Genomic DNA, 26012 nt, shown 5'->3' on the forward strand with positions numbered 1-26012 from the left:
CTTGCCTGGTGAAGGGAGAAATACAATGACTAAAAAGATTTACTTCAATGGAACAGTGGTAACTGTTGATAAAAATGAATCAATAGCACAAGCTATATTAGTTGAAGAAGGAAAAATAAAAGCAGTAGGAAGTAATGAAGAAGTTCTTGCGTTAGCAGATGAAACTACTGAAAAAATAGACCTAGATGGGAAAACAATTCTTCCAGGGTTTATAGATCCTCATGGACATGTAGTTGCTGTAGCTCAAACTTTAATGATAGTAACATTAGGAGATGTAACTTCTAAGGAAGAACTATTATCTAGACTAAAAGAAGCCTTCGAAAGTGATCCTCCAACAGATGGAAACTGGTTAATAGGATTTGGATATGATAACACTAAATTTGAAGGTGGAGAACATCCAACTAAGTTTGACTTAGACCAAATAAGTACAGAAGTACCGATAACTGTTTCTCATGCATCAGGGCATTTATCAGCTGTAAACTCTAAAGCATTAGAATTATATGGATATGTAGGTGATGACTATATAGTTCCAGAAGGTGGAGTTGTAAGAACTGTATCACCTGACTCAAAAGAACCAAATGGAGTATTAGAAGAAAATGCTATATTAGATAGTGAAAAGAAAAAAGTTATAAAAGCTCCAGGATTCGAAGAAGTTTTAAAGGCTGTTGTTAAAGCTCAAAAGATATATGCATCATTAGGTATTACAACAACTCAAGATGCTTCAGTAGAAGAAGCTAATCATTATAATCATATATTAGGAGCATGTGCTCAAAATAATATGTTAATGATAGATATAGTTGGACTTGCTACTCAGCCATCAACAATGAATTTAATGAAAAATGAAGGAACTCCAAAGAGAGAATACTTCAATCATTATAAGTTAGCAGGAGCTAAGACTTGGTTAGATGGATCTCCACAAGGATTTACTGCTTGGTTAAGTAAGCCTTATCACGTTGTGCCAGAAGGTCAACCAGCTGATTACTGTGGATATGGAACTCAAACTGATGAAGTTGTAACTAATTACTTTGTTGATTGTATAAACTTAAATGTACAAGTTCATACTCATGTAAATGGTGATGAGGCTTGTGCTCAATTCTTAAGATGTTACAAAAAAGCTTTAGAAATAACAGGAAGTAAAGCAGATTTAAGACCTGTTATGGTTCACTGTCAAGCATTAAGAGAAGACCAATTAGATGATGTTAAAGAAATAGGTGCAATACCAACATTCTTCAATGATCATGTAAGATTCTGGGGAGATTTACACCATGATCAAGTATTTGGACCAGAAAGAGCTCAAAATATATCTCCAATAGGATGGGCGTTAGAGAAGGGTATAAAGTTTACGCTACACCAAGATCCACCAGTAAAAATGCCAAACCAAATAATAGCTATGCATACAGCTGTTAATAGAACTACAGAATCAGGAAGAGTATTAGGAGCGCATCAAAGAATATCAGTTATGGAAGCTATAAAAGCTGTAACTATAAATGGTGCATATCAATACTTCGAAGAAGATGTAAAAGGTAGTATAGAAGTTGGTAAATTAGCTGACTTAGTTATATTAGATAAAAACCCTCTTGAAGTTGATACTATGGAAATAGAAAACATAAAAGTATTAGAAACTATAAAAGAAGGTAAAACTATATTTGTTAAAGAAGCTGAATTACAAAACGCATAATATAAAAAATAGCGATGAGATATCTCATCGCTATTTTAAATTTTAAGCAAATTAAAAATTTTTTATAGCCTAAAAACTAATAAATAAACATTTTAACTAATACTTTTGTTTGATATTTATATTAAGTGGTTAATAATAATTAAGAGTATCTATTTTGTGTAGTAAAATATAAAATGAGACAGTAAGCATAAATATTTTCCAGGAAATTATATAAAATTACCATACTTATTTTAATTTTGATAAAAATAAACAAATAATGATTAAAAATAAAGTAAATTAATGATATAATTAAATCTTAAGACCTAAAGACAGAAAATGAATTTTTAATATGTTAAAATAGACAAATATAGATTAAGCAGGTGATAAAATGGAAAACAAATTTTTACCTATATGCAAGCAAGATATGATAGATAGAGGATGGGAACAACTAGATTTTGTTATAGTTACAGGAGATGCTTATGTTGACCACCATAGCTTTGGTACAGCTATAATATCTAGAGTATTAGAAAATGCAGGGTATAAAGTAGGAATAATAGCACAACCAGATTGGAAAAGTACTGATGATTTTATGAAGTTAGGAGAACCAAGGCTAGGTTTCTTAGTTAATTCAGGAAATATGGACTCGATGGTTAATCACTATTCAGTAAGTAAAAAGCGTAGAGACAAAGATATGTACTCTCCAGGTGGCAAAATGGGACTTAGACCTGATAGGGCAGTAATAGTTTATTGTAATAAAATTAGAGAAGCTTACAAAGATGCTAACATAGCAATTGGAGGGCTTGAAGCAAGTTTAAGAAGATTTGCCCATTATGATTATTGGGGAGATAAAGTAAGAAAGTCTATACTAATAGATAGTGGTGCAGATTTATTAGTTTATGGTATGAGTGAAAGACAAATAGTAGAAGTAGCTAATGCTTTAAATGATGGATTTGATCCTAAATATATAAGACATATAAATGGAACTTGTTATATAGCAGATAGTAAAGAAGAAATATATGATGATTATGTAGAGATACCATCATATAAAGATGTATGTTCAAGTAAAGAAGAATATGCAAAAGCATTTAAAATTCAATATGATGAGCAAGATCCATATAGAGGAAAAGTTATAATACAAAGACATGGTGATAAGTACTTAGTTCAAAATAAACCAGAACCACCATTAAATAGAGAAGAGCTAGATAAAGTTTATGCACTACCTTATGCTAAAGATTATCATCCTATATACAAAGAAATGGGTGGGATACCTGCTATAGAAGAAGTTAAATTTGGCATAGTAAGTTCAAGAGGTTGCTTTGGAAGCTGTTCATTCTGTGCGATAACATTCCATCAAGGTAGAGCAGTACAAAGTAGAAGCCATGAGTCTATACTAGATGAAGCTAAATATATAACAGAACTTCCAGATTTTAAAGGATATATACATGATGTTGGAGGACCTACAGCAAACTTTAGACATGAAGCATGTAAAAAGCAAATAACTAAAGGGGCGTGTAAGCATAGACAATGTTTACACCCAGATCCATGTAAGAACTTAAAAGTTGACCATACAGATTTCTTAGAATTATTGAGAAAAGTTAGAAATTTACCTAAGGTTAAGAAGGTATTCGTACGTTCAGGAATAAGATATGACTATGTAATGGCTGATAAAAACGATAAGTTCTTTAAAGAGCTTGTTGAACATCATGTTAGTGGGCAATTAAAAGTTGCTCCAGAGCATATAGCAGAAGAAGTTTTAGAACATATGCAAAAGCCAGCAGGAAATACTTATGATAAATTTAGAGAAAAATTCTTTAGATTAAGTGAAAGAGCTGGCAAAAAACAATATATTATACCTTATTTAATGTCGTCTCATCCAGGTTCAACATTAAATTCAGCTATAGAGCTTGCAGAGTACTTAAGAGACATTAAATATCAACCAGAGCAGGTACAAGATTTCTATCCAACTCCAGGGACATTATCAACTACGATGTTCTATACAGGAATAGATCCGTTAACTATGAAACCAGTATATGTTCCTAAGTCTAAACAAGAAAAGGCTATGCAAAGAGCATTACTTCAATATAGTGCTCCAAGAAACTATGATTTAGTGCATGCAGCATTAGTTGAAGCTGGAAGAGAAGATTTAATAGGATTTAATCCAAGATGTTTAATAAAACCAAGAGAAGCTAGAGGGTATTCAAATAGAAGCATGAATTCTAAAAATTCAAATAATAAGGTTTCAAGAGGAAGAAATTCTTCAAGAAATAATGAATCAAAATCTAGAGGTAAAAACGATAGAAATAATCAGTCAAGTAAAAAGTTTTCTAAAAGTTCTAAGCCTATGAAAAAGAAAAGAAGATAAATATATAAAGGATATGACATAAGTTCATATCCTTTTATTATCTTTATAGTATTTTATATAAATTAATGATAAAAGTTTATTGAAATATTGGAAATTTAAATTAATAGCAAAAAATGTAAAAAAAGTCGATTAGTGTAACGAAATTTTATCTAAAACATATTATATTAAAGGACAAGCAAATAAGCTGTCCTAATTAAAAGGAGGTTAATATAATATGTGCAGAAATAATAATTGTGAATATTTCCAAAGAGACGATTTTGAGGATATAAGAGATGAAGTATGTGATATAGAAAGTAGATGCTGTGAAGGATTTGTTAAGGAACAATTTACTATAAGATCAACTGCTACACCTGCTGGAGTAGTTGTTTATGACTCATCTGATCCAGCTACTACACGTGCTACAATAAAGATTAGAAACTTATCAAGAACTGTAAGTATTAGAGTTCAAGCAAGTCCTATTGACATTGTCATAGCACCAAATCAAGAAGCGGTAATTTCAGTAGCTCAATTAAATGCTGTTGTAATTACAGCATTATCAACAACTATGACTGCAAGAGTATTACTATGCTTTGATTTACAATTTGACTCACTTGGAAATTAATGCTGTTATTTATTATCTAATAAAATAAATAAGTTACCTTAAGAATAAAATCAATAATTTCTTAAAGGCAGAGATTTTTCTCTGCCTTTTTTGTTTTTGTTATAAGCATAAAATATATTAATTATTTAATTAAAAGATTAAGTATTTATAAAAAATAACGTAAATAATAAAGGTATAAATATGGTTAAAAAATCGACTAACATTGACATTTTTTTTAGTAAGGGTTATACTAAAATTTGTGTTTAATTTAAATAAATATAAATGTATACATCTAAAATAGAGAGGTATAAGTATGAATAAAAGTAAACTTTCAATAAAAACTATAGTTGCTATAGGAATTGGAGCTGCTGTATTTATGATATTGGGAAGATTTGGTTCTATACCAAGTGGTATACCAAACACTAACATAGAAACAGCATATGCTTATCTAGCGTTAATGGCAGTAATTTATGGTCCTATAGCAGGATTTTTAATAGGGCTTATAGGACATGGATTAAAAGATTTAGTGTTTTATGGAATGCCTTGGTTTAGTTGGGTAATATCATCGGCTATAGTGGGTCTTATAATAGGTATAATGTATAAAAGAATAAAAGTAGATGAAGGAGATTTCTCCATTAAACAAATTATAATTTTTAATATAACTCAAATTGTAGCAAATATAATAGCTTGGTTTGTTGTAGCACCTACTTTAGATATAGTTATATATGCAGAACCTGCAAATAAGGTATACATACAAGGAGCTATAGGTGGAATATCAAACATGGTTACAATAGGTATATTAGGAACATTAATATTAAAAACATACTCTAAAACAAAAATAAAGAGCGGGAGTTTAAGAGTAGAAGAATAATAGGCGAAAGGAGGCATTTATGAAAAAGAAAATAATTGAGTTTAAAGACTTCAATTTTAAATACAGAGTTCAAGCTGAGCCAACATTAAAAAATATAAACTTGACTATTTATGAAGGTGAAAAAGTATTAATAGTAGGACCATCAGGTTCAGGTAAAAGTACTTTAGCACATTGCCTTAATGGGCTAGTACCATTTTTCTATAGTGGAGAGATGAGTGGAGAATTAAGAATAAATAATGAGGATATAAAAAATAAAAATATATTTGAATTATCTAAAGTAGTTGGGACTGTTCTTCAAGATCCAGACAGCCAGTTTATAGGTCTTACAGTAGGAGAAGATATAGCATTTAAACTAGAAAACTATTGTGTAGAGCAAAATGAAATGATAGATAGAGTTAACAAAGCTGCTAAGTTAGTTGATATAGATAAGGAATTAGAAGCATCACCATACAAATTATCTGGGGGTCAAAAACAAAGAGTAACTTTAGCTGGAGTAACAGTAGATGAAGTTAAAGTATTACTATTTGATGAGCCTTTAGCAAGCTTAGATCCTGCGACAGGGAAAAGTGCTATGGAACTTATAGATAGTATACAACAAAAAGAAAATAAAACAATGGTAATAATAGAGCATAGATTAGAAGATGTTCTTCATTGTAAAGTAGATAGAATAGTAGTTATGGACAAAGGATGTATAGTAGCAGATACTACTCCAAATGAACTCTTATCAACTAATATCTTAGAAGAAGTTGGGGTAAGAGAGCCTTTATATATAACTGCTTTAAAATACTCAGGTTGTGAGATAAGTAAAGACTTAAAACCTGAAAGTATAAATACATTAGATATAGAAAAGTGTAAAGATAAAGTCAATGACTGGTATGAGAATACTAAAAAAGAAGAATTTAAAACTAAAAACGACTATATATTAGAACTAGATAACATAAACTTCTCATATTCTCCTGAAAAACAAATACTTAAAGATGTATCTTTTAAGATAAGAAAAGGTGATATAGCAAGTATAGTAGGTAAAAATGGTGCAGGTAAATCTACTATATCAAAATTAATATGTGGTTTTTACAAACCTACTAGTGGAAGAATATTATTTGATGGGAAAGATATAAAAGATGAATCTATAAAAGAGCGTTCGGAAAAAATAGGATTTGTTATGCAAAATCCTAATCAAATGATATCTAAGACTATGGTATTTGATGAAGTAGCTTTTGGTTTAAAGATAAGAGGATATAATAAAGAAGAAATAAAAGAAAAAGTAGAAAATGTACTTAAAACTTGTGGACTTTATGGTTACAGAAATTGGCCCATATCAGCACTTAGTTTTGGTCAAAAGAAAAGAGTTACAATAGCATCTATATTAGTATTAAATCCAGAGGTAATAATACTAGATGAGCCTACAGCAGGACAAGACTTCAAGCATTATACAGAAATAATGGAATTTTTAGTAGAGTTAAATAAAAAGGGTGTTACTATAATTATGGTAACTCATGATATGCATCTTATGCTAGAATATACAAGTAATGTAGTAGTTTTATCAAATGGTCAAAAAATAGGTGATGATAAATCAACTAAGATATTAACAAATAAAGAGATAATAGAAAAAGCAAATTTAAAAGAAACATCACTACAAGAACTAGCTATAAAATGTAAAATAAAAGATTCTGTAGAATTTGTAAATAGATTTATTGATTATGATAGGAGGGTTAGAAACATATGAATACAGAAATGTTGTCATATATAAAGAAAGACTCACCTATTCATAGGTTAACTGGAGCTACAAAGTTAATATGTTTTTTACTTTGGACAATAGCGGCAATGATAACATATGATACAAGAGTTTTACTTGGACTTTTTATTGTTGGAATAGTAGTATTTAAAATGTCAAAAATTGAATTTAAAGAAGTATCTTTTGTGCTTTATTTTATATTATTTTTCTTACTACTAAACGCACTTTTAATATTTATATTTGCTCCATATCAAGGTGTAGAAATATATGGAAGTAGGACGGATTTACTTCACTTAATAGGCCCATATACAATAACAAAAGAACAACTATTTTATGAGTTAAATGTAGTATTGAAATACTTTGCAACAATACCTATGGCGCTTTTATTTATACTTACAACGGATCCAAGTGAATTTGCAGCATCATTAAATAAGATTGGTGTAAGTTATAAAGCTGCATATACAGTATCAATCGCTCTTAGATATATACCAGATGTTCAAAGGGACTATAAGGATATATCTTTTGCTCAGCAAGCAAGAGGAATTGATTTATCAAAAAAAGAAAAGTTATCTAAAAGAATAAAAAATTCGGCAGCAATACTTATGCCTTTGATATTCTCTAGTTTAGAAAGAATAGATAAAATAAGTTTAGCTATGGAGCTAAGAGCTTTTGGAAATAACAAAAAACGTACTTGGTTTAATAGAAGAAAATTTGAAAAAAGAGATTATATATCTATACTAGTGTTAATAATAATTTTATTAATATCTATAGTTATGATTAAGGTCGATGGTTCGAGATTTTATAATCCTTTTATATAATATAAAATTGCCAGATATATACTATTTAAAATCCATAGATGATAGCCTATATGAAATTTCATATAGGCTATTTTATATTTGATAAATTATAATATAAATTAATTAGTTAAAATTACTAAATAGTGTTAAAATAGTACATAAGATAATCAAAATTGAAAGGAGTAAGACTATGATAAAAGAAAGAATCAATAAATTAAGAGCGTTAATGAACGACAAAGGGATATATGCTTACCTAATACCATCTTCAGATTATCACCAAAGTGAATATGTAGGTGATTACTTTAAATCAAGAGAATATATATCAGGATTTACAGGTTCAGCAGGTACAATAGTAATTACTCAAGATGAAGCAGGTTTATGGACAGATGGAAGATATTTCATACAAGCTGAAAATGAACTTAAAAATAGTACTATAAAGTTATTTAAAATGGGAGAAGAAGGTGTCCCTACTATAGAAAAATATCTAATAGATAATATGAAAAAAGATTCAAAACTAGGTTTTGATGGTAAAGTAGTATGTGCAAAAGAAGGAAAAAATTTAAAAGATAAATTAGAATTTAAAAATATTGATATAGAATATAACTATGATTTAGTAGGTCAAATATGGGAAAATAGAACGGAATTACCAAAGGAAAAAGCTTTTTTATTAGATGTTAAATACACAGGAGAAAGTTTTTCAGAAAGATTAAAAAGAGTAAGAAACGCTATGAAAGAAAAAGAAGCAAGTGTGCATATCATAACAACATTAGATGATATAGCGTGGTTATTTAATATAAGAGGTGGAGATATAAAACACAATCCAGTAGTATTATCTTATACAGTTATAACTTTAGATGAAGTTTATTTATTTATAGATGAAGACAAATTAGATGAAACTATAAAAAATGAATTAAATAAAGAGAAAGTACAAGTTAAACCATACGACTCTATATATGAATTTGTTAAAACTATAGATGAAAAAGAAGTTGTGTTACTTGATTCAAATAAAGTAAATTATGCTATTTATAACAATATATCAAAATCTATTAGAAAGATAGATACACAAAATCCTACTATTATGTTTAAAGCAATAAAAAATGAAATAGAGCTAAAGAATATAAGAAATAGCCATATAAAAGATGGTGTAGCTTTCACTAAATTTATGTATTGGCTTAAAACTAATGTAGATAAAGAAGAAATAACTGAAATAAGTGCGGCTCAAAAACTAGAAGACTTAAGAAGAGAACAAGATAAATTTATAGAACCAAGTTTTAATACTATAGCTGCATATAGAGAACATGCTGCTATGATGCATTATAGCGCATCAGAAGAAAGCAACTATAAACTAGAACCAAGAGATTTATTCTTAATAGATTCAGGTGGGCAATATTATGATGGTACTACAGATATAACAAGAACTATAGCATTAGGTGAAATAACAAGAGATGCTAAGACTCATTTTACAAATGTGGTTAGAGGTATGATTAGATTATCTAAAGCTAAATTTTTATATGGATGCAGAGGGTATAATCTTGACATATTAGCTAGAGGTCCACTTTGGAATTTAGGAATAGATTATAAATGTGGAACAGGTCATGGTATAGGATTTGTACTAAATGTTCATGAAGCTCCAAATGGATTTAGATGGAGAGTAGTACCAGAAAGAGATGATAGTTGTGTGCTTGAAGAAGGTATGGTAACTACTAATGAACCAGGGGTATATATAGAAGGTTCTCATGGTATAAGAATAGAAAATGAAGTAGTTACAAGAAAAGCTGAGAAAAATGAATATGGTCAATTCATGGACTTTGAGGTTATAACTTTTGCGCCAATTGATTTAGATGCAGTAGATGCAAGTTTAATGTTAGAAGATGAAAAGAAATACTTAAACAATTATCACAAAGAAGTATTTGATAAAATATCACCATTCTTAAGTAAAGATGAGTGTGAGTGGTTAAGAAATTATACAAGGGAGATATAATAAGTGAGTAAGGTAAAAACTAATGTATGTAGAATACTAGACTCTAAAAAAATAAAATATAATATGTACTCTTATGAATTCAAAAAAGGAGAACATGTAGATGGAGTTGAAGTAGCTCAGAAGATAGGTAAAGATGTTAGCATAGTATATAAAACATTAGTAGCTATATCTCAAAGTAAAAACATATATGTATATGTTATACCTGTAAATGAACATTTAGACTTAAAAAAAGCAGCAAAAGTAGCTAACGAAAAAAGTATAGAGATGATTAATGTAAATGATATAAATAAGTTTACTGGATATATAAGGGGGGGATGTTCACCTATAGGTATGAAAAAACTTTATAAAACTTTTGTAAATGAAAGTGCAAAAGAACTTGATAACATTATAGTTAGCGCTGGTAAAATAGGTTACCAAGTAGAGATTTCACCAAAAGATTTAAAAGATATAATTAATTTAGAGTTTAGAGATATTATAAAATAAAAAAGAGGGTAAATACCCTCTTTTTTATTTTATATAAAAAATTATGTTTTTATAAAGTTAGGTAAATATAAATTTTACATCATAGCCATAAAGTAATCTATTGCTATATAAATCCCTGAAAGTCCTACTAAGCCGTATACTATTTTGCTTAAAGTATTTATATTACCAAATCTTCCTCCACCAGCACAAATTGCTGCAACTAAATCAAAATTAGCGATACTTACTAGACCCCAATTTATAGCACCAATAATAACTAGTATAAGAGCTATATCATATAACATATCCATAGTTATACCTCCAAAAAAATTATTTGTATATTATATGATTAACAAATAATTACATTTTATACATAATATTAAAATAATTAAAATATAAGCAATATATTGTTAAAATTTGTAAAAAATGATAAAGTCTAATTGTGTTACGAATATTAAAAATAAAAATGGGGTGTATGTTCGAGTGAGAGAAATTAAATCTCATAAAATTACAGAAGTAGTAAAAAAAATGTGTATAGACGCTAACATAAATTTAGGAGAGGATGTTGTATGCGCTATACATAATAATTTAGAAAAAGAGGAAAGTGAATTAGGGAAGAATATATTACATGTACTTTTAGAAAACATACAAGTAGCAAATGAAAAAAAAATACCAATCTGTCAAGATACTGGTATGGCAGTGTTTTTTGTAAAAGTAGGTCAAGAAGTATTAGTAAGAGGAAGTACAATAGAAGTTGCTATAAACGAAGGTGTTAGACAAGGATATGAAGAAGGATACCTTAGAAAATCTGTAGTAGATCCTATAAATAGAATTAACACGAAAGATAATACTCCAGCTATAATACACTATGAAATGGTAAAGGGAGATAAGATAGAGATAGAATTTGCTCCTAAAGGTTTTGGTAGTGAAAATATGAGTAAAATGAAGATGCTAAAACCATCTGATGGGGTAAAGGGGATAAAAGAATTTATAATAAATACAGTATCAGAAGCTGGTCCTAATCCATGTCCACCTATAGTTGTAGGTGTTGGTGTAGGTGGTACTATAGATAAGTGTGCTCAAATATCAAAAAAAGCTTTACTTAGAAACATTGGAGAACATAGTAAAGATAGATTTATAGCAGAATTAGAGAGGGAATTATTAACAGAAATCAATAAATTGGGAATAGGACCACAAGGTTTAGGTGGAAATACGACAGCTCTTTCTGTAAATATAGAAACATTTCCAACTCATATAGCAGGTCTTCCTGTTGTAGTAAATATAAACTGTCATGCTTCAAGACACAAAAAAGTTATAATATAGGGGTGGTTTATGATTAAATTAAATATGTCGTTATCCAATGAAGAAATAATCAAGTTGAGATGTGGAGATGTAGTAAGTTTAAGTGGAACTATATATACTGCAAGGGATGCTGCTCATAAAAGACTTATTGAAACTATAGAAAGAAAAGAAAAAATGCCTTTTGATATATGCGGACAGGCTATATATTATGTTGGACCAACTCCAAATAAGCCAAATGAGGTGATAGGTTCAGCAGGGCCAACTACAAGTTATAGAATGGATGACTTAACTATTCCTCTATTAGAAAGGGGTCTTAAGGTTATGATTGGAAAAGGCAAAAGAAGTGAAGCTGTAATAGAAGGTATCAAAAAACATAAGGCTGTATACTTTGCGGCGATAGGTGGTGCAGGTGCTTATATATCAAATTCTATAAAATCTTGTGAAGTTATAGCTTATGATGATTTAGGTGCAGAGGCAATAAGAAGATTAGAAATAGAAGATTTGCAATTAATTGTAGCTATAGATAGTTATGGTGAAAATATATACGAAAAAGGTAGGAGACTTTATTGTAAAAGATAAAACACGGAGGTAGAATATGTCTAAAGATTATGCACAATTAGCTTTAAAAATGCACGAAGAAAACAAAGGGAAAATAAGTGTAGTAAGTAAGGTAAAAGTAGAGAATAGAGATGAATTAGCAGTAGCATACACTCCAGGTGTTGCCAGACCTTGTCAAGAAATACATAAAAATAAAGATGATGTTTATAGATATACATCAAAAGGGAATATTGTTGCGGTAGTTAGTGATGGAAGTGCTGTTTTAGGACTTGGGAATATAGGTGCAGAAGCATCTATACCTGTTATGGAGGGAAAAGCAATATTATTTAAAGAGTTTGCGAATGTAGATTCATTCCCTATATGTCTTAAAACAAATGATGTAGATGAAATAGTAAATACCGTAAAATTAATGGAGCCAGTATTTGGAGGAATAAACTTAGAGGATATAAGTTCTCCTAGATGTTTTGAAATAGAATCTAGATTAAAAAAAGAAATGGATATACCTGTATTTCATGATGATCAACATGGTACGGCTATAGTTGTTGCATCAGCTATAATAAACTATTCAAAATTATCTGGTAAAAATATCGAGGATTTAGAAATAGTAATAAACGGACCGGGAGCTGCAGGATTAGCTATAGGAAAGATACTATTAAGTATGAAGGTTAAGAATGTAATATTCTGTAATGAATATGGTGCTATAAATGAAGAAATGGACAATCTAAACTGGGCACAGAAAGATATGTTAGATATAACGAACATTAGAAATGAAAGAGGAACTTTAAAAGAAGTAATAAAAGGTAAAGACGTGTTTATAGGTGTATCTGCGCCAAACTTATTAGATAGAGAAGATATAAAAACTATGGCAGATAAGTCTATGGTTTTAGCTATGGCAAATCCAATACCTGAAATAATGCCAGATGAAGCTAAAGCAGGAGGGGCTCTTGTAGTTGGAACAGGAAGGTCAGATTTTCCTAATCAAGTAAATAATGTATTGGCATTTCCAGGTGTATTTAGAGGGGCATTAGATGTTAGGGCTAGTGATATAAACGAAGAAATGAAAATTGCGGCAGCTTATGCAATAGCAAATACAATAGGAAAAGAAGAAATATCTTCAGAAAATATAATACCAGATCCGTTCAATAAAGATGTTACTAATAATGTAGCAAATGCTGTTAAAAAAGCTGCTATAAAAACTAAAGTTAATAGAATCTAATAAAAAATGGAGTTTACAATTAAGTAAACTCCATTTTTTATATTTTTATTTTAAATATGTTCCATTTTCATTTTGATATATATAATCTTTTTTCATTAGTACTCCAAGAGCACGTTTAAAGTTTTTCTTACTGCTTTTAAATTCTTTTGATATATCTTCTGGAGAACTTTTATCATTAAAATTCATATGACCATCATTACTCTTTAAATAATCTATTATTTGAGACTCAAGAGAATCTAGTTCATTTTTTCTTTCTTGTCTAGGAGTAAGTCCTAACTTTCCATCTTCATAAATCTTTATAACTCTTAGATTTTCAAGTTTATCTCCATGTTTTAAATCTGTAAAGTATTCATTAGCAAGTATAACTGCAGCATATTTATTATCTACACATACCATAGCGCTATTATTAGTTTGGAATCCATAAACTATACCAGAAACTGTATCTCCTATATTATAACTGTGGTCTGTTGTTAATAAACTATCTATATCTGTCGTAGCAGCAAGCCTACCTGTTTTATCAAGATATATATTGAATAAATATCTATTCCCCTTTTCTAAATCGTAAGTTTTAGCTTTAAAAGGAACTAATATATCTTTTGGAAGTCCAATATCTATAAAGCTACCTATTTTAGTGTGAGCAACAACTTTTAAGTAGCATATTTCATCTACTTTACCTTTAGGAGGTATAAGTGTAGCTGTACGTCTACCTTCTGAATCTATATAGATAAATGCATTTACTACATCTCCAAGTTCTATTTTGTTATGTCCTATAAATCTTTTATGAAGTAAAATATCATCCTTTGAATTAGATGTTTTTCCATCTAAAAAATAACCAAAGCTTGTTTCTCTCTTAACTTCAAGTTTATTGAAATCACCTATTTTTATCAAGTTTTATCATCTCCTTAAATTTTGATTTAATATATACGATTAAAATAATTAAATACTATGCTTTTATTAAAATTAAAATATGTAAGTTTAATAGTGTATCTTAATATAATACCATAGAAAGCACACATGTTAAATAAAATATTACATATAACATATAAAGAACATGATGCAAAAACATTATTTTTATCGTATAATGAATTATTTAAAATTTGTCATTGTATATACTTAAAAATATTTTATGCAAATTTTAAATAAACTATTGAATAGATAGATAGAAATAAAGTACAATTGGTATATACCAAAATAAATATTACAACATAAAAAGAGTGGTGAAAAATATGGAAATAGTAGATAAAAATATTACCACTCCACTTCACATACAATTAAGTTCTATAATTAGAAAAATGATAGAAGATGGAGAATTAAAAGAAGGAGACGCTATAATACCTGAAAGAGAGCTTTGTTCTAGACAAAATGTAAGTCGCATGACTGTCAATAAGGCGATTATGGGTCTTGTAAGTGAAGGAATATTATATAGAGTACAAGGTAAAGGTACATTTGTTGCTAAGGAAAAGAAAAAATATGAGTTCTCAAATGTAAAAGGATTTACAGATGTAATGAAAGAAAAGGGTATAAACATAAGGACTGATATACTATCTTTTGAAATGGAAGTACCAAGTGACTTAATAAAAAATAAATTAAACATAAAAGATGAAAAGACTAATGTATATAAGGTAGTTAGACTAAGGTATACAGATGGAGAGCCATTTGGTATAGAAACTGTCTATCTGTCGGAGCAAATGTGCAAAGGTTTTACTAAAGGGATGTTAGATAATAATTCGTTATATAAAATGCTAAGTGAAAACTATAACTATAAGATAACAAAAGCTAGGCAGACTATGGAGCCAGTGATTTTATCAGAAGAAGAATCTAATATATTAGATACAGAAGAAGGATCATTAGCACTTAAGCTTCAAAGAAATTCATATAATACTGAAGGTAAGCCAATAGAATATACAATATCTATATTTAGAAGTGATAAGTATCAATATGAGTTAATATTAAGTGAGTAGGGGTGATAAGTATGAAATGTATAGTTAATGGAAAAATAGTTTTAGAAAATCAAATATTAGAAAATAAAGTACTAGTATTTAATGAGAAGATAATCAATATAGTTAATGAAGCACCAAAAGATTGTGAAATAATAGATGCCAATGGAAATTATGTATGTCCTGGATTAATAGATATACATATACATGGCAACATGGGAAAAGATACAATGGATGGCACTGATGATGCTATTTGTACGATAGCTAAATCCATAGCAAGACATGGTGTAAGTTCATTTTTACCAACAACAATGACTATGGATGAAAAGAGTATAACAAATGCCATAGACACTATAAAGAAATATATGGATAAAGATACTAAAGGGGCCCAAATTATAGGGACTCATTTGGAAGGGCCATTTATAAATAAAGATTATAAAGGAGCTCAAAATGAAAAATTTATAGTTGCTCCAACTTATGAATTTATAGAAAAATACAAGGATGTAATAAAGATAATAACTTATGCGCCAGAAAAAGATGTAGATATGGAATTTACAAAAAAAATTAAAGCTAACACAGACATAGTTTTATCAATAGGTCATAGTAAAGCTACGTATGATGAAGCAAAAGAAGCTATAAATATGGGAGCGAGTAATATAACACATACATTTAATGGAATGAGCGGACTAAATCATAGAAATCCTGGGGTTGTTGGAGCTGCTCTTACAACTAATGTATATTGTGAGGTAATAGCTGATGAGATACATATAATGAAGGATTTATTCCAATTTATCTTGAATAATAAAGGTGAAGATAAGATAATTCTTATAACGGATTCAATAGAAGCTGGTGGATTAGAAGATGGAGAATATTCTTTAGGTGGTCAAAAGGTCATTGTTAAAAGTAATCAAGCAAGGTTAGAAAGTGGAAGTTTGGCAGGAAGTGTTATGCCTCTTAATAAGATGGTTTACAATTTTATGAATAATACTAATTTAGATATGAGAAAAGTTATAAAATTAGCATCAATAAACCCTGCCAAGTCAATAGGCATAGATAACAAAAAGGGTAGTATAGAAATAGGAAAGGATGCAGATATAGCTATATTTGATAAGGATATAAACTGTCATATGACTATAAACTGTGGAAAAGTAATATACAAAAAATAGATGAGGGGATAATTTATCATGAGAATATTAGTATGTAAAGATTACAATGAAATGAGTAAAAAAGCTGCACAAATGATAGCGAGTCAATTAACACTAAAGCCAGATTCTGTTTTAGGATTAGCTACAGGAAGTACTCCAATAGGAATGTATAAAGAATTAGTAAGTATGTATGAAGAAGGTCTTATAGACTTTTCTGAAGTTAAAACATTTAATTTAGATGAATACTTTGAACTTCCAAAATCTAATGAGCAAAGTTATGACTATTTTATGAGAGAAAATTTATTTAATCATATAAATATAAAAGAAGAAAATATACATATACCAAATGGTATGACTGATAATATAGAAAAAGAATGCAAAAACTATGATGAGGCTATTAAGGAAGCTGGAGGAGTAGATATACAAGTGTTAGGTATAGGTCACAATGCCCATATAGGATTTAATGAACCTACAATAAACTTTGAAAGAGGAACTCATCTAGTTAATTTAAAGGAAAGTACAATAGAAGCTAATGCAAGATTTTTTGATAGCATAGATGAGGTACCTAAAAAGGCTATAACTATGGGGACTGGTTCAATATTTAAGTCTAAAAAAATAATGCTTTTAGCATCAGGGGAAGGAAAAGCAGAAGCTATATACAATACAGTTTACGGAAAAGTTTTACCAGAAGTACCAGCATCAATATTACAATTTCATAATGATATAGTATTAATCTTAGATAAAGACTCAGCAAGTAAGTTAGATCCAAAAGATTATAAGTTAGTATAAAAAATAACACCTCATATGAGGTGTTATTTTTTATTAATTAAAATTATATTTTAAGTATTTATATTTCATTAAATGGTATAAAAAATTGTACAACTGGGTTTTAGATGATTATTTAACCAATAGAGAAATTTTTTAAACCTATACTAATTTTCATATGAATTTAAGTATTATAAATCTATATATGAATATTAGGTATCAATAATTTTATTTTTTGAAATTTGATTTTAAAAAGTTTTTAGGGGTAAGAATGGTAAGTAGCAATAATTTCCATTATTTTATAATGTTCTATTTAATAAAACTTTTATTTGAATCTTAATTAAATAAAGGGGGGAAAAATCTAATGAGCAAAAAAAATAATATTAAAAAGACATTTGTATTAGTAATTACAACAACAGTAACTATACAATCAATGATGGTAAATGTACTAGCAGATGAAATAGAGTCTAGTAATAAAGATACAACTGGAATTGGTTTGAATAAAGAAGAACATTTAGATCCAATTTCTATAGATAAAAAAAATGAGCCATCTACAGAAATTTCTAACACAGAAAGTATAGATACTAAAAATGAAATTAAAGATAATAATTTAAAAATTGAAAATAAACCTATAGTAAATAGCGATGCTAAATCTGTAGATGAAAAGTTTAAAGAAAGTAAAATAATTGATATTAAAGATATAAATTTAAAAAGAGCAATAAATAAACAGTTAAGAAAGAAAGATTTGGATGCAGATATAAGTAAGTCTGAATTAGAGTCATTAAAAAGATTAACTGTAATTGATTCAAAAATATCAGATTTAGAAGGGCTGCAATATTGTGTGAATTTGACTTACTTATACTTAGATGGAGATCAAATAAATGATATAAGTCCTATAAAAAACTTATCTAAATTAACTATTTTGCACTTAACCAATAATCAAATAAGTGATATAAGTCCTATATCAAAATTAACTAATTTAGTTACTTTGAACTTAGCTAGAAATCAAATAAGTGATATAAGTCCTGTATTAAATTTAATTAATTTAGCTGATTTGGATTTAGCTAATAATCGAATAAGTGATATAAGTTATGTATCAAATTTAACTAAATTAACTAATTTATCTACTTTTGACTTAACTAATAACCAAATAAGCGATATAAGTCCTATATCAAATCTAACTAATTTAGTTACGTTGCGCTTAACTGAAAATCAAATAAGTGATATAAGCCCTTTATCAAAATTAACTAATTTAAATTATTTATATTTAAATCACAATCAAATAAGTGATATAGCTCCTTTGTCAAACTTAACTAAATTACATGGCTTGCATTTGTCTTACAATCACATAAGTGATATAAGTTCTATAGGAGGATTGACTAAATTAGCAGGATTATATTTAAGTGATAATGAGATAAATGACATAAACTCTTTAGAAAATTTGACTAATTTAGATTTTTTAAATTTAAATAATAATCAAATAAGTGATATAACTCCTTTATCAAATTTAACTAAATTAACTATCTTGCACTTAGCTAATAACCAAATAAGTGATATAAACATCTTAGAGAGATTATCTAAGTTAATTATTTTAGATTTAGCAGATAATAAGATAAGTGATATAAGTCCTATAGCTAATCTAAATAAACTGATTTTTTTAAAATTAAACAATGATCAAATAAGCAATATAACTCCTTTAGCTAGTTTGAACCATTTAAATTACTTACAATTAGATAACCAAAATATAAAATTAAAATCAAAAAAAGTAAAGCAATTGGGGTCAATAGAAATTGATGACATAATAGTAGATGAAAAAGGAAATAAAATAGAACCATCAAATATTTCTGAAAATGGATTATATAATAAAGATACTAACAAAATCTTATGGAAAGATATAAATGTTAATAGTGAAAATTACTCTTTTTCAAAGAATGTAAATATTGGTAAATGTAATGCTGAATTTTCAGGTAATGTAATTCAACCAATCGAACTTATAGTAAATAAAGCACCAACGATAAATGCAGAGAATAAAACAATAAAGGTTGGAGAAAAGTTTAATCCATTAACAGGAGTAACTGCTAATGATAAAGAAGATGGAAATATTACTGACAAAATTAAAGTAGTGGAAGATACAGTTAACACAAATAAGGTAGGTACTTACACAGTTAAATATGAAGTAACAGATAATGAAGGAGCAACAGCTACTAAAACAATTACAGTCACAGTAAAAAGTAATGATAAACCAGTAATAACTGGAGTTGATAATATAAGTATAAGAGAAGGAACGGAATTTGATCCAATGGCTGGAGTAACTGCTACAGATACTGAAGATGGTAATATAACTAAAGATATTAAAATAACAGGAAATGTAGATGTTAATAAGCCAGGTAAATATGAATTAATATATACGGTAACAGACAGTGATAGAAATACTACTACTGTAAAAAGAGTGATTATAGTTAATCCTAAAATGGTAGAAATAAATGCAGTGCCAACGATAAATGCAGAGAACAGGATAATAAATGTTGGAGAAAAGTTTAATCCATTAACAGGGGTAACTGCTAATGATAAAGAGGATGGCAATATTACTGATAAAATTAAAGTAGTGGAAGATACAGTTAACACAAATAAGATAGGTACTTACACAGTTAAATATGAAGTAACAGATAGTAAAGGAGCGACAGCTACTAAGACAATTACAGTTACAGTAAAAAGTAATTATAAACCAGTAATAACTGGAGCTGATAATGTAAGTATAAGAGAAGGAACGGAATTTGATCCAATGGCTGGAGTAACTGCTACAGATACTGAGGATGGTAATATAACTAAGGATATTAAGATAACAGGAAATGTAGATGTCAATAAGCCAGGTAAATATGAATTAATATATACGGTAACAGACAGTGATGGAAATACTACTACTGTAAAAAGGATAGTTACCGTTTTACTAGATTCTATTAAAAATGATACAAATAACAATCAGACTGAAAATAAATCAGGGTCAAATGAAAGTAGTGTAAGCTCAAATAGTATTGTAAGCGCGAATAAACCAAGTAGTTTACATCAACCTAATAAAATCGAGATAAACGATAATTTTAATCCTCAAACAGGAGATACAGGTAGTTTAGGATATATTGCTTTAGTACTAGTAGCATTATTAGGACTAGTTGTAAATAAAATAAAAAAAAATAAGGCTTAGTTAAGCCTTATTTTTTTGTTTTTATTTTAATCTAAATTATTTATGCGATTTTATTTTACATTAGTATAGGGTTTACAAATTTAAGGAAAATAGATGATATATATACTTTAAGAAAAATAAAAAATATAAAAGAGTTAAAATTTTTTAGATTATAAAAGTGAGTTAGAGATACTAAACTTTATGAATATTAATATAAACAAATGTAGAGGTATTTTACATATAAAACCAGTAAAATACTTGATTTATATGTAATGCTTTAAAAATGAAAAAATTAAAAAAACTATTGAATTATATATAGAAGTTTTATATAATAAACTTTGATGTTTAGGTATTTTAAACAATATGTTTACTAAAAATATGAAAATTAGGAGGTGGAAAGATGGATATAGGTGAGAAAATAAAGAGAATGAGAATTGAAAAGCAATTGACTCAAGAAGAATTAGCTAATAGATGTGAATTATCAAAAGGATTTATATCTCAATTAGAAAATAATTTAACTTCACCATCCATAGCTACACTTATAGATATATTAGAAATATTAGGAACAAACTTGAGAGAATTTTTTAATGAAATAGATGATGAAAGAATTTGTTTTACAAAGGATGATATGTTTGAGACAGAAGATGAAGATCTTAAATATACATTTAAATGGTTAGTTCCAAATTCACAAAAAAATGAAATGGAGCCTGTAATAGTAACTCTAGAACCAGGCGGTAGGTATAAGGAAGAAAAGCCACATGAAGGTGAAGAGTTTGGCTATGTTCTTTCAGGAGCCATATACCTTCATATAGGAGATAAATATAATAAAGTAAGAAAAGGAGAGAGTTTTTACTTTAAGCCAAGAGCTAATCACTACATATCAAATGCAGGAAAAACTACTGCAAAAGTGATTTGGGTATCAACTCCTCCATCATTCTAGGAAAGAGGTGTTAATAATTGGGTGAAAATATAATTGAATTAAGAAATCTATCAAAACAATATGATGATTTAAAAGTTTTGGATGATTTATCTTTAGATATAAAGAAAAATGAATTTTTAACGTTACTAGGTCCAAGTGGATGTGGTAAGACTACAACGCTTAAAATAATAGCAGGGTTTGAGCAGGCAGATGAAGGTAGTGTATTATTTGAAGGAAAAGAGATTAATGAAATACCTCCATACCAAAGACCTGTAAATACAGTTTTCCAAAAATATGCATTGTTTCCTCATATGAATGTATATGAAAATATAGCATTTGGACTTAAGATAAAGAAAATGCCTAAAGATAAAATAGATGAAAAAGTAAAAGAAATGTTAAAATTAGTGGCATTAGAAGGAAAAGAAAATAGAAAGGTTGATTCACTAAGTGGAGGGCAACAACAAAGAATTGCTATTGCTAGAGCATTAGTAAATGAACCTAAATTATTATTATTAGATGAACCTTTAGGGGCATTAGATTTAAAGCTAAGACAAGAGATGCAAATAGAATTAAAGAGAATGCAAAAGAAGTTGGGAATAACTTTTATATTTGTAACTCATGACCAAGAAGAAGCTCTTAGTATGTCAGATACTATAGTTGTAATGAACAAAGGTAAGATACAACAAATGGGAACACCAGAAGATATATATAATGAACCTAAAAATTCATTTGTTGCAAGATTTATAGGAGAAAGTAATATATTTGATGGAATTATGTTAGAAGATTATAAAGTTGAATTTTGCGGTAAAGTATTTGAATGCGTAGACAAAGGGTTTGAAAAAAATGAAAATATAGAAGTAGTAATAAGACCAGAAGATATAAAAATGGTAAATCCAGAGGATTCAATGTTAAAAGGGACAGTTACATCTAGTATATTTAAGGGTGTTCATTATGAAATAGAAGTTAAAGAAAATGATAGAAAATGGATTCTTCATAATACTAAAAATGCACAAGTTGGATCAGAATTAGGAATGGATATATATCCAGAAGATATCCATATAATGAGAAAAGAGCAAAATTAATTATGAAAAATAAAAAATCTATACTAGCATATCCATATATAGTATGGAGTGCAATATTTATTGTAATCCCTTTAATACTAGTATTTGTTTTTAGTTTTACTATAGAAACAGATAATGGTCGAGTGTTTTCTTTAGCTAACTACAAAGAATTGATGGACCCTATTTATTTTAAAGTATTTTTTAGATCGATAACATTAGCTGGAATATCTACAATTATATGTCTTTTAGTAGGATACCCAGTAGCATATTTAATATCAAAAGCAAATGTAAATAGAAGAGGAACATTAATATTATTATTTATACTTCCTATGTGGATGAACTTTTTATTAAGAACTTATGCATGGGTTGCTATACTTGGTAAAAATGGACTTTTAAACTATTTATTAGGAATATTTGGAATAGAACCTGTTAGCATATTATATACTAATGTAGCAATATTACTTGGAATGGTTTATAATTTCTTACCATTTATGGTTTTACCTATATATACATCTTTATCTAAGATGGATAATGATTTAATAAATGCTGCAAGAGATTTAGGAGCAAATAGTTTCCAAGTATTTACCAAAGTGATATTCCCATTAAGTTTGCCAGGCGTAGTTTCTGGAATAACAATGGTATTTATGCCATCTGTAACAACATTTGCTATATCAAGATTACTTGGTGGTGGTAAATTTATGTTAATAGGTGATTTAATAGAACAACAATTTACTGTTGTAGGAGATTGGAACTTTGGTTCAGCAGTCTCTATATTTATGATGATAGTAATACTTATATCAATGGCAGTAATGTCTAAAGTTGATGATGAATCAGATAAAGAAGGCGGTGGGTTATTATTTTAAAGTTAAAGAAAGTAATATCTAATGTATATTTGTTTTTGGTATTCTTATTCTTATATGCACCAATATTTGCACTAGTTGTATTTTCATTTAATGATTCTAAATCAATGGCTCACTGGAGTGGATTTACGTTTAAGTGGTACCAAAGATTAATACATGATGAGAATATAATGAGTGCACTATACTACACTATAATAGTTGCTTTAATTTCATCTATAATAGCAACTATAGTAGGAACTATAAGTGCAATAGGAATACAAAAGATGAGAACAAGAGGAAGAAAGGTAATGTTAAATGTAAACTATCTTCCTATGCTAAACCCAGATATAGTAACAGCAGTAGCTCTAATGAGTTTATTTGCTTTTTTAAACATAGAGTTTGGTTTTACAACTATGTTATTAGCTCATATAATGTTTAGTATACCATATGTAATATTGTCGGTTCTTCCTAAGGTTAGGTCGATGCCACAAAACATAGAAGAAGCAGCAATGGACCTAGGTGCTACACCTATGTATGCACTTAGGAAAGTAATACTTCCTCAAATAAAACCAGGAATAATATCAGGATTTTTAATTGCATTTACGATGTCAATAGATGACTTTATAATTAGTTTCTTTAATACAGGAAATGGAGTTAGTAATCTTTCTATAGAAATATATGGTATGGCAAGAAGAGGTATAAAACCAGAAATAAATGCTTTATCTACTATAATGTTTACAGTAGTATTAATATTGCTTTTAATATCAAATAAAAAACAATCTATAGTAGCAGGGAGTGACAAATAGTGAAAATAAGAAAAAAGATAATATCGCTTTTAACTATAGGTATAATAAGTTCAGTAGCATTAACTGGATGTAAAAGTTCTACAGATTCTACAAAAGTACTTAATGTATACAATGTTGGGGATTATATAGACGAAGATCTTATAGCTAAGTTTGAAAAAGAAACTGGAATAGATGTATTATATGAGACTTATGATACAAATGAGATGATGTATCAGAAAGTTAAAAGTGGAAGTACTAATTATGACTTAGTTTTCCCTTCAGATTATATGGTTGAGAAAATGAGAAATGAGGACTTACTTCAAAAGATAGACTTTAAAAATATACCAAATATGAAATATATAGATAAGAGTTTTTTAAATCCAGTATATGATCCAGATAATGAGTACAGCGTACCATATATGTGGGGAACATTTGGAATATTATATAATAAGAAAATGGTAAAAGAGCCTGTTGATAGCTGGGACATATTATGGGATCCAAAATATAAAGGAAACATAATGATGTTTGACTCAGTTAGGGATACTATGGCAATAGCATTAAAAAAACTTGGATACAGTATGAATACTACAAATCCAAAAGAAATAGAAGAAGCAAAAGAACTTCTTATGAAGCAAAAAGATTTAGTTTTAGCATATGTTAATGATGAAGGTAAAGATAGATTATTAGGCGAAGAAGTTGCTATGGGAATAATTTATTCTGGAGATGCAGTTACCTTAATGGAACAAAATCCTAACTTAGCTTATGCAATACCAAAAGAGGGAACTAATAAATGGGTAGATGCTATGTGCATACCCAAAACAGCACAAAATAAGAAAGAAGCTGAAATGTTTATTAACTTTTTATTAGAACCTGAAAATGCTAAGCAAAATGCTGAATATATTGGATATTCTATACCTAATACGGGAGCAATAGAGCTATTAGATGAACAAACAACTGAAAATCCAGTTGCATATCCACCTAAAAAGTTACTGGATAAATGCGAGACATTTATAGATTTAGATGACAAAATAAAATTATATGATAGAGCTTGGATTGAGTTAAAATCAAAGTAAAAGAGTAGAGTATTCTACTCTTTTTTTGAAAAGAAATTATACTTTATGTTAATTTATAAATAGATAAAACTTAATACATAATGATTATTATTTATATATTAAAATAGTTTGTTTTGTAGTTTGTTTTATAAACCCTTCCAGATCATTATTTATTATATCTCTTGATTCATAGAAGGCTCTATCTCCACCTTCTTCCCTTCCTCTAAAGGAACTAAATAAGGGTTTTAAAGCTTTGATACCTCATATCTATTGTATCTAGACATATACCTAATGCATATAGCACCACCTATTGAATGTCCTATTAAAGTAATATAATTTGATTATAGTATTATTTTTTAAATTTAAAGAGGCATGTGTTAACTTAAAAACAAGAAGAGAGGTATGAAATTTATATAAATAAAAAAATAATAAAAAACTGTTGACTAAATAATTTCAAAGTGGTATAGTTATACTTGTCCTTAAGAAAAGGGCAAATAAAAAAGTAAGCGCCGACACAGTCGCTTAAAATGAACTTTGAAAATTAAACAGTAGGTTAATTTATATAACTGATTCTTAAAGAATTGAAAACAAACCAAGCCAGATATTCAGATAATGATAGTCTGAGCAGGTAAAAACTTATATTTGAGAGTTTGATCCTGGCTCAGGATGAACGCTGGCGGCGTGCCTAACACATGCAAGTCGAGCGATTTACTTTTAGTAAAGAGCGGCGGACGGGTGAGTAACGCGTGGGTAACCTGCCCTGTACACACGGATAACATACCGAAAGGTATGCTAATACGAGATAACATGAGA

Annotated in this window: 22 protein-coding genes and 1 rRNA gene; 21 read left to right on the plus strand and 2 right to left on the minus strand. The window is 28.5% G+C overall.

Annotation, left to right across the window (positions count from 1 at the left end; all coding sequences use genetic code 11):
• Nucleotides 1-25: 25 nt before the first annotated feature.
• The 8 genes from I1959_RS13520 (at nt 26) to ybaK (ending at nt 10466) form a co-directional block, all read left to right on the plus strand.
• A complete protein-coding gene (locus I1959_RS13520; protein WP_092923180.1) occupies nt 26-1678 on the plus strand; it encodes an amidohydrolase in 1653 nt (550 codons plus the stop codon).
• Between the two features lie 367 nt (nt 1679-2045).
• A complete protein-coding gene (locus I1959_RS13525; protein ID WP_195238567.1) occupies nt 2046-4019 on the plus strand; it encodes a YgiQ family radical SAM protein in 1974 nt (657 codons plus the stop codon).
• A gap of 214 nt (nt 4020-4233) precedes the next feature.
• Nucleotides 4234-4620 (plus strand): hypothetical protein, encoded by a 387-nt coding sequence (locus tag I1959_RS13530; RefSeq protein ID WP_092923186.1) that lies wholly within the window; start codon nt 4234-4236, stop codon nt 4618-4620.
• Nucleotides 4621-4912: 292 nt separating this feature from the next.
• The gene (locus I1959_RS13535; protein WP_092923189.1) at nt 4913-5470 is read left to right on the plus strand and encodes an ECF-type riboflavin transporter substrate-binding protein; all 558 of its coding nucleotides are present in this window, start codon (nt 4913-4915) and stop codon (nt 5468-5470) included.
• Nucleotides 5471-5489: 19 nt separating this feature from the next.
• On the plus strand, nt 5490-7196 hold the full coding sequence (locus tag I1959_RS13540) for an ABC transporter ATP-binding protein (protein WP_195238569.1): 1707 nt from the start codon (nt 5490-5492) through the stop codon (nt 7194-7196).
• Nucleotides 7193-8023: an energy-coupling factor transporter transmembrane component T family protein gene (locus tag I1959_RS13545; RefSeq protein WP_195238571.1), complete on the plus strand. Its 831-nt coding sequence runs from the start codon at nt 7193-7195 to the stop codon at nt 8021-8023. Before I1959_RS13540 ends, I1959_RS13545 begins: the two co-directional genes overlap by 4 nt.
• Nucleotides 8024-8192: 169 nt before the next feature.
• A complete protein-coding gene (locus tag I1959_RS13550) occupies nt 8193-9983 on the plus strand; it encodes an aminopeptidase P family protein (RefSeq protein WP_092923198.1) in 1791 nt (596 codons plus the stop codon).
• Between the two features lie 3 nt (nt 9984-9986).
• A complete protein-coding gene (ybaK, locus tag I1959_RS13555; RefSeq protein WP_092923201.1) occupies nt 9987-10466 on the plus strand; it encodes a Cys-tRNA(Pro) deacylase in 480 nt (159 codons plus the stop codon).
• Nucleotides 10467-10540: 74 nt separating this feature from the next.
• On the opposite strand, the gene I1959_RS13560 is transcribed toward ybaK, so the two are convergent.
• Nucleotides 10541-10753, minus strand: coding sequence for a DUF378 domain-containing protein (locus tag I1959_RS13560; RefSeq protein WP_092923204.1), 213 nt, complete (start codon nt 10751-10753; stop codon nt 10541-10543).
• Between the two features lie 172 nt (nt 10754-10925).
• Between I1959_RS13560 and I1959_RS13565 the strand changes: the two genes are divergently transcribed.
• From I1959_RS13565 to I1959_RS13575, 3 genes are read left to right on the plus strand one after another with little or no spacing between them, the layout of a single operon-like run.
• A complete protein-coding gene (locus I1959_RS13565; RefSeq protein WP_195238573.1) occupies nt 10926-11765 on the plus strand; it encodes a fumarate hydratase in 840 nt (279 codons plus the stop codon).
• Between the two features lie 9 nt (nt 11766-11774).
• Nucleotides 11775-12323: a Fe-S-containing hydro-lyase gene (locus I1959_RS13570; protein WP_166504870.1), complete on the plus strand. Its 549-nt coding sequence runs from the start codon at nt 11775-11777 to the stop codon at nt 12321-12323.
• Between the two features lie 16 nt (nt 12324-12339).
• The gene (locus I1959_RS13575; RefSeq protein WP_092923210.1) at nt 12340-13518 is read left to right on the plus strand and encodes an NAD(P)-dependent malic enzyme; all 1179 of its coding nucleotides are present in this window, start codon (nt 12340-12342) and stop codon (nt 13516-13518) included.
• 45 nt (nt 13519-13563) lie between these two features.
• Here I1959_RS13575 and I1959_RS13580 read toward each other — a convergent pair whose 3' ends face one another.
• Nucleotides 13564-14406, minus strand: a complete 843-nt coding sequence (locus I1959_RS13580) for a CvfB family protein (RefSeq protein ID WP_092923214.1) — start codon at nt 14404-14406, stop codon at nt 13564-13566.
• Between the two features lie 338 nt (nt 14407-14744).
• Here I1959_RS13580 and I1959_RS15680 point away from each other — a divergent pair, with 338 nt between their 5' ends.
• The 10 genes from I1959_RS15680 to I1959_RS13630 all read left to right on the plus strand — a co-directional run.
• Complete coding sequence (locus I1959_RS15680; RefSeq protein ID WP_092923217.1) at nt 14745-15479, plus strand: GntR family transcriptional regulator; 735 nt, start codon at nt 14745-14747, stop codon at nt 15477-15479.
• Nucleotides 15480-15490: 11 nt separating this feature from the next.
• Complete coding sequence (nagA, locus tag I1959_RS13590; RefSeq protein ID WP_092923220.1) at nt 15491-16621, plus strand: N-acetylglucosamine-6-phosphate deacetylase; 1131 nt, start codon at nt 15491-15493, stop codon at nt 16619-16621.
• Nucleotides 16622-16639: 18 nt separating this feature from the next.
• Nucleotides 16640-17389 (plus strand): glucosamine-6-phosphate deaminase, encoded by a 750-nt coding sequence (gene nagB / locus I1959_RS13595; RefSeq protein ID WP_166504871.1) that lies wholly within the window; start codon nt 16640-16642, stop codon nt 17387-17389.
• 340 nt (nt 17390-17729) lie between these two features.
• Nucleotides 17730-20564, plus strand: coding sequence for an immunoglobulin-like domain-containing protein (locus I1959_RS13600; RefSeq protein WP_195238576.1), 2835 nt, complete (start codon nt 17730-17732; stop codon nt 20562-20564).
• 379 nt (nt 20565-20943) lie between these two features.
• Complete coding sequence (locus I1959_RS13605; protein ID WP_092923256.1) at nt 20944-21483, plus strand: helix-turn-helix domain-containing protein; 540 nt, start codon at nt 20944-20946, stop codon at nt 21481-21483.
• A gap of 17 nt (nt 21484-21500) precedes the next feature.
• A complete protein-coding gene (potA, locus tag I1959_RS13610; protein ID WP_092923259.1) occupies nt 21501-22544 on the plus strand; it encodes a spermidine/putrescine ABC transporter ATP-binding protein in 1044 nt (347 codons plus the stop codon).
• A 2-nt stretch (nt 22545-22546) separates the two neighbouring features.
• Nucleotides 22547-23386: an ABC transporter permease gene (locus I1959_RS13615; RefSeq protein ID WP_092923262.1), complete on the plus strand. Its 840-nt coding sequence runs from the start codon at nt 22547-22549 to the stop codon at nt 23384-23386.
• A gap of 104 nt (nt 23387-23490) precedes the next feature.
• Entirely contained in the window at nt 23491-24168 is a 678-nt protein-coding gene (locus I1959_RS13620) for an ABC transporter permease (protein ID WP_092923305.1), read from the plus strand.
• Nucleotides 24165-25220 (plus strand): ABC transporter substrate-binding protein, encoded by a 1056-nt coding sequence (locus I1959_RS13625; RefSeq protein WP_092923265.1) that lies wholly within the window; start codon nt 24165-24167, stop codon nt 25218-25220. The genes I1959_RS13620 and I1959_RS13625 overlap by 4 nt, the downstream gene beginning before the upstream one ends.
• Before the next feature lie 617 nt (nt 25221-25837).
• A 16S ribosomal RNA gene (locus I1959_RS13630) occupies nt 25838-26012 on the plus strand; the annotation flags it as partial.

Origin of the sequence: Romboutsia sp. 1001285H_161024_C4, assembly GCF_015550185.1 — a bacterium.
Classification (GTDB): Bacteria; Bacillota; Clostridia; order Peptostreptococcales; family Peptostreptococcaceae; genus Romboutsia_C; species Romboutsia_C hominis.

Excerpts from the sequence above, each read along its gene's own strand:
- I1959_RS13520 (WP_092923180.1), top strand. The coding sequence starts at position 26 with ATGACTAAAAAGATTTACTTCAATGGAACAGTGGTAACTGTTGATAAA.
- I1959_RS13525 (WP_195238567.1), top strand. The coding sequence starts at position 2,046 with ATGGAAAACAAATTTTTACCTATATGCAAGCAAGATATGATAGATAGA.
- I1959_RS13530 (WP_092923186.1), top strand. The coding sequence starts at position 4,234 with ATGTGCAGAAATAATAATTGTGAATATTTCCAAAGAGACGATTTTGAG.
- I1959_RS13535 (WP_092923189.1), top strand. The coding sequence starts at position 4,913 with ATGAATAAAAGTAAACTTTCAATAAAAACTATAGTTGCTATAGGAATT.
- I1959_RS13540 (WP_195238569.1), top strand. The coding sequence starts at position 5,490 with ATGAAAAAGAAAATAATTGAGTTTAAAGACTTCAATTTTAAATACAGA.
- I1959_RS13545 (WP_195238571.1), top strand. The coding sequence starts at position 7,193 with ATGAATACAGAAATGTTGTCATATATAAAGAAAGACTCACCTATTCAT.
- I1959_RS13550 (WP_092923198.1), top strand. The coding sequence starts at position 8,193 with ATGATAAAAGAAAGAATCAATAAATTAAGAGCGTTAATGAACGACAAA.
- I1959_RS13560 (WP_092923204.1), bottom strand. The coding sequence starts at position 10,753 with ATGGATATGTTATATGATATAGCTCTTATACTAGTTATTATTGGTGCT.
- I1959_RS13570 (WP_166504870.1), top strand. The coding sequence starts at position 11,775 with ATGATTAAATTAAATATGTCGTTATCCAATGAAGAAATAATCAAGTTG.
- I1959_RS13575 (WP_092923210.1), top strand. The coding sequence starts at position 12,340 with ATGTCTAAAGATTATGCACAATTAGCTTTAAAAATGCACGAAGAAAAC.
- I1959_RS15680 (WP_092923217.1), top strand. The coding sequence starts at position 14,745 with ATGGAAATAGTAGATAAAAATATTACCACTCCACTTCACATACAATTA.
- nagA (WP_092923220.1), top strand. The coding sequence starts at position 15,491 with ATGAAATGTATAGTTAATGGAAAAATAGTTTTAGAAAATCAAATATTA.
- nagB (WP_166504871.1), top strand. The coding sequence starts at position 16,640 with ATGAGAATATTAGTATGTAAAGATTACAATGAAATGAGTAAAAAAGCT.
- I1959_RS13600 (WP_195238576.1), top strand. The coding sequence starts at position 17,730 with ATGAGCAAAAAAAATAATATTAAAAAGACATTTGTATTAGTAATTACA.
- I1959_RS13605 (WP_092923256.1), top strand. The coding sequence starts at position 20,944 with ATGGATATAGGTGAGAAAATAAAGAGAATGAGAATTGAAAAGCAATTG.
- I1959_RS13615 (WP_092923262.1), top strand. The coding sequence starts at position 22,547 with ATGAAAAATAAAAAATCTATACTAGCATATCCATATATAGTATGGAGT.
- I1959_RS13620 (WP_092923305.1), top strand. The coding sequence starts at position 23,491 with ATGGCTCACTGGAGTGGATTTACGTTTAAGTGGTACCAAAGATTAATA.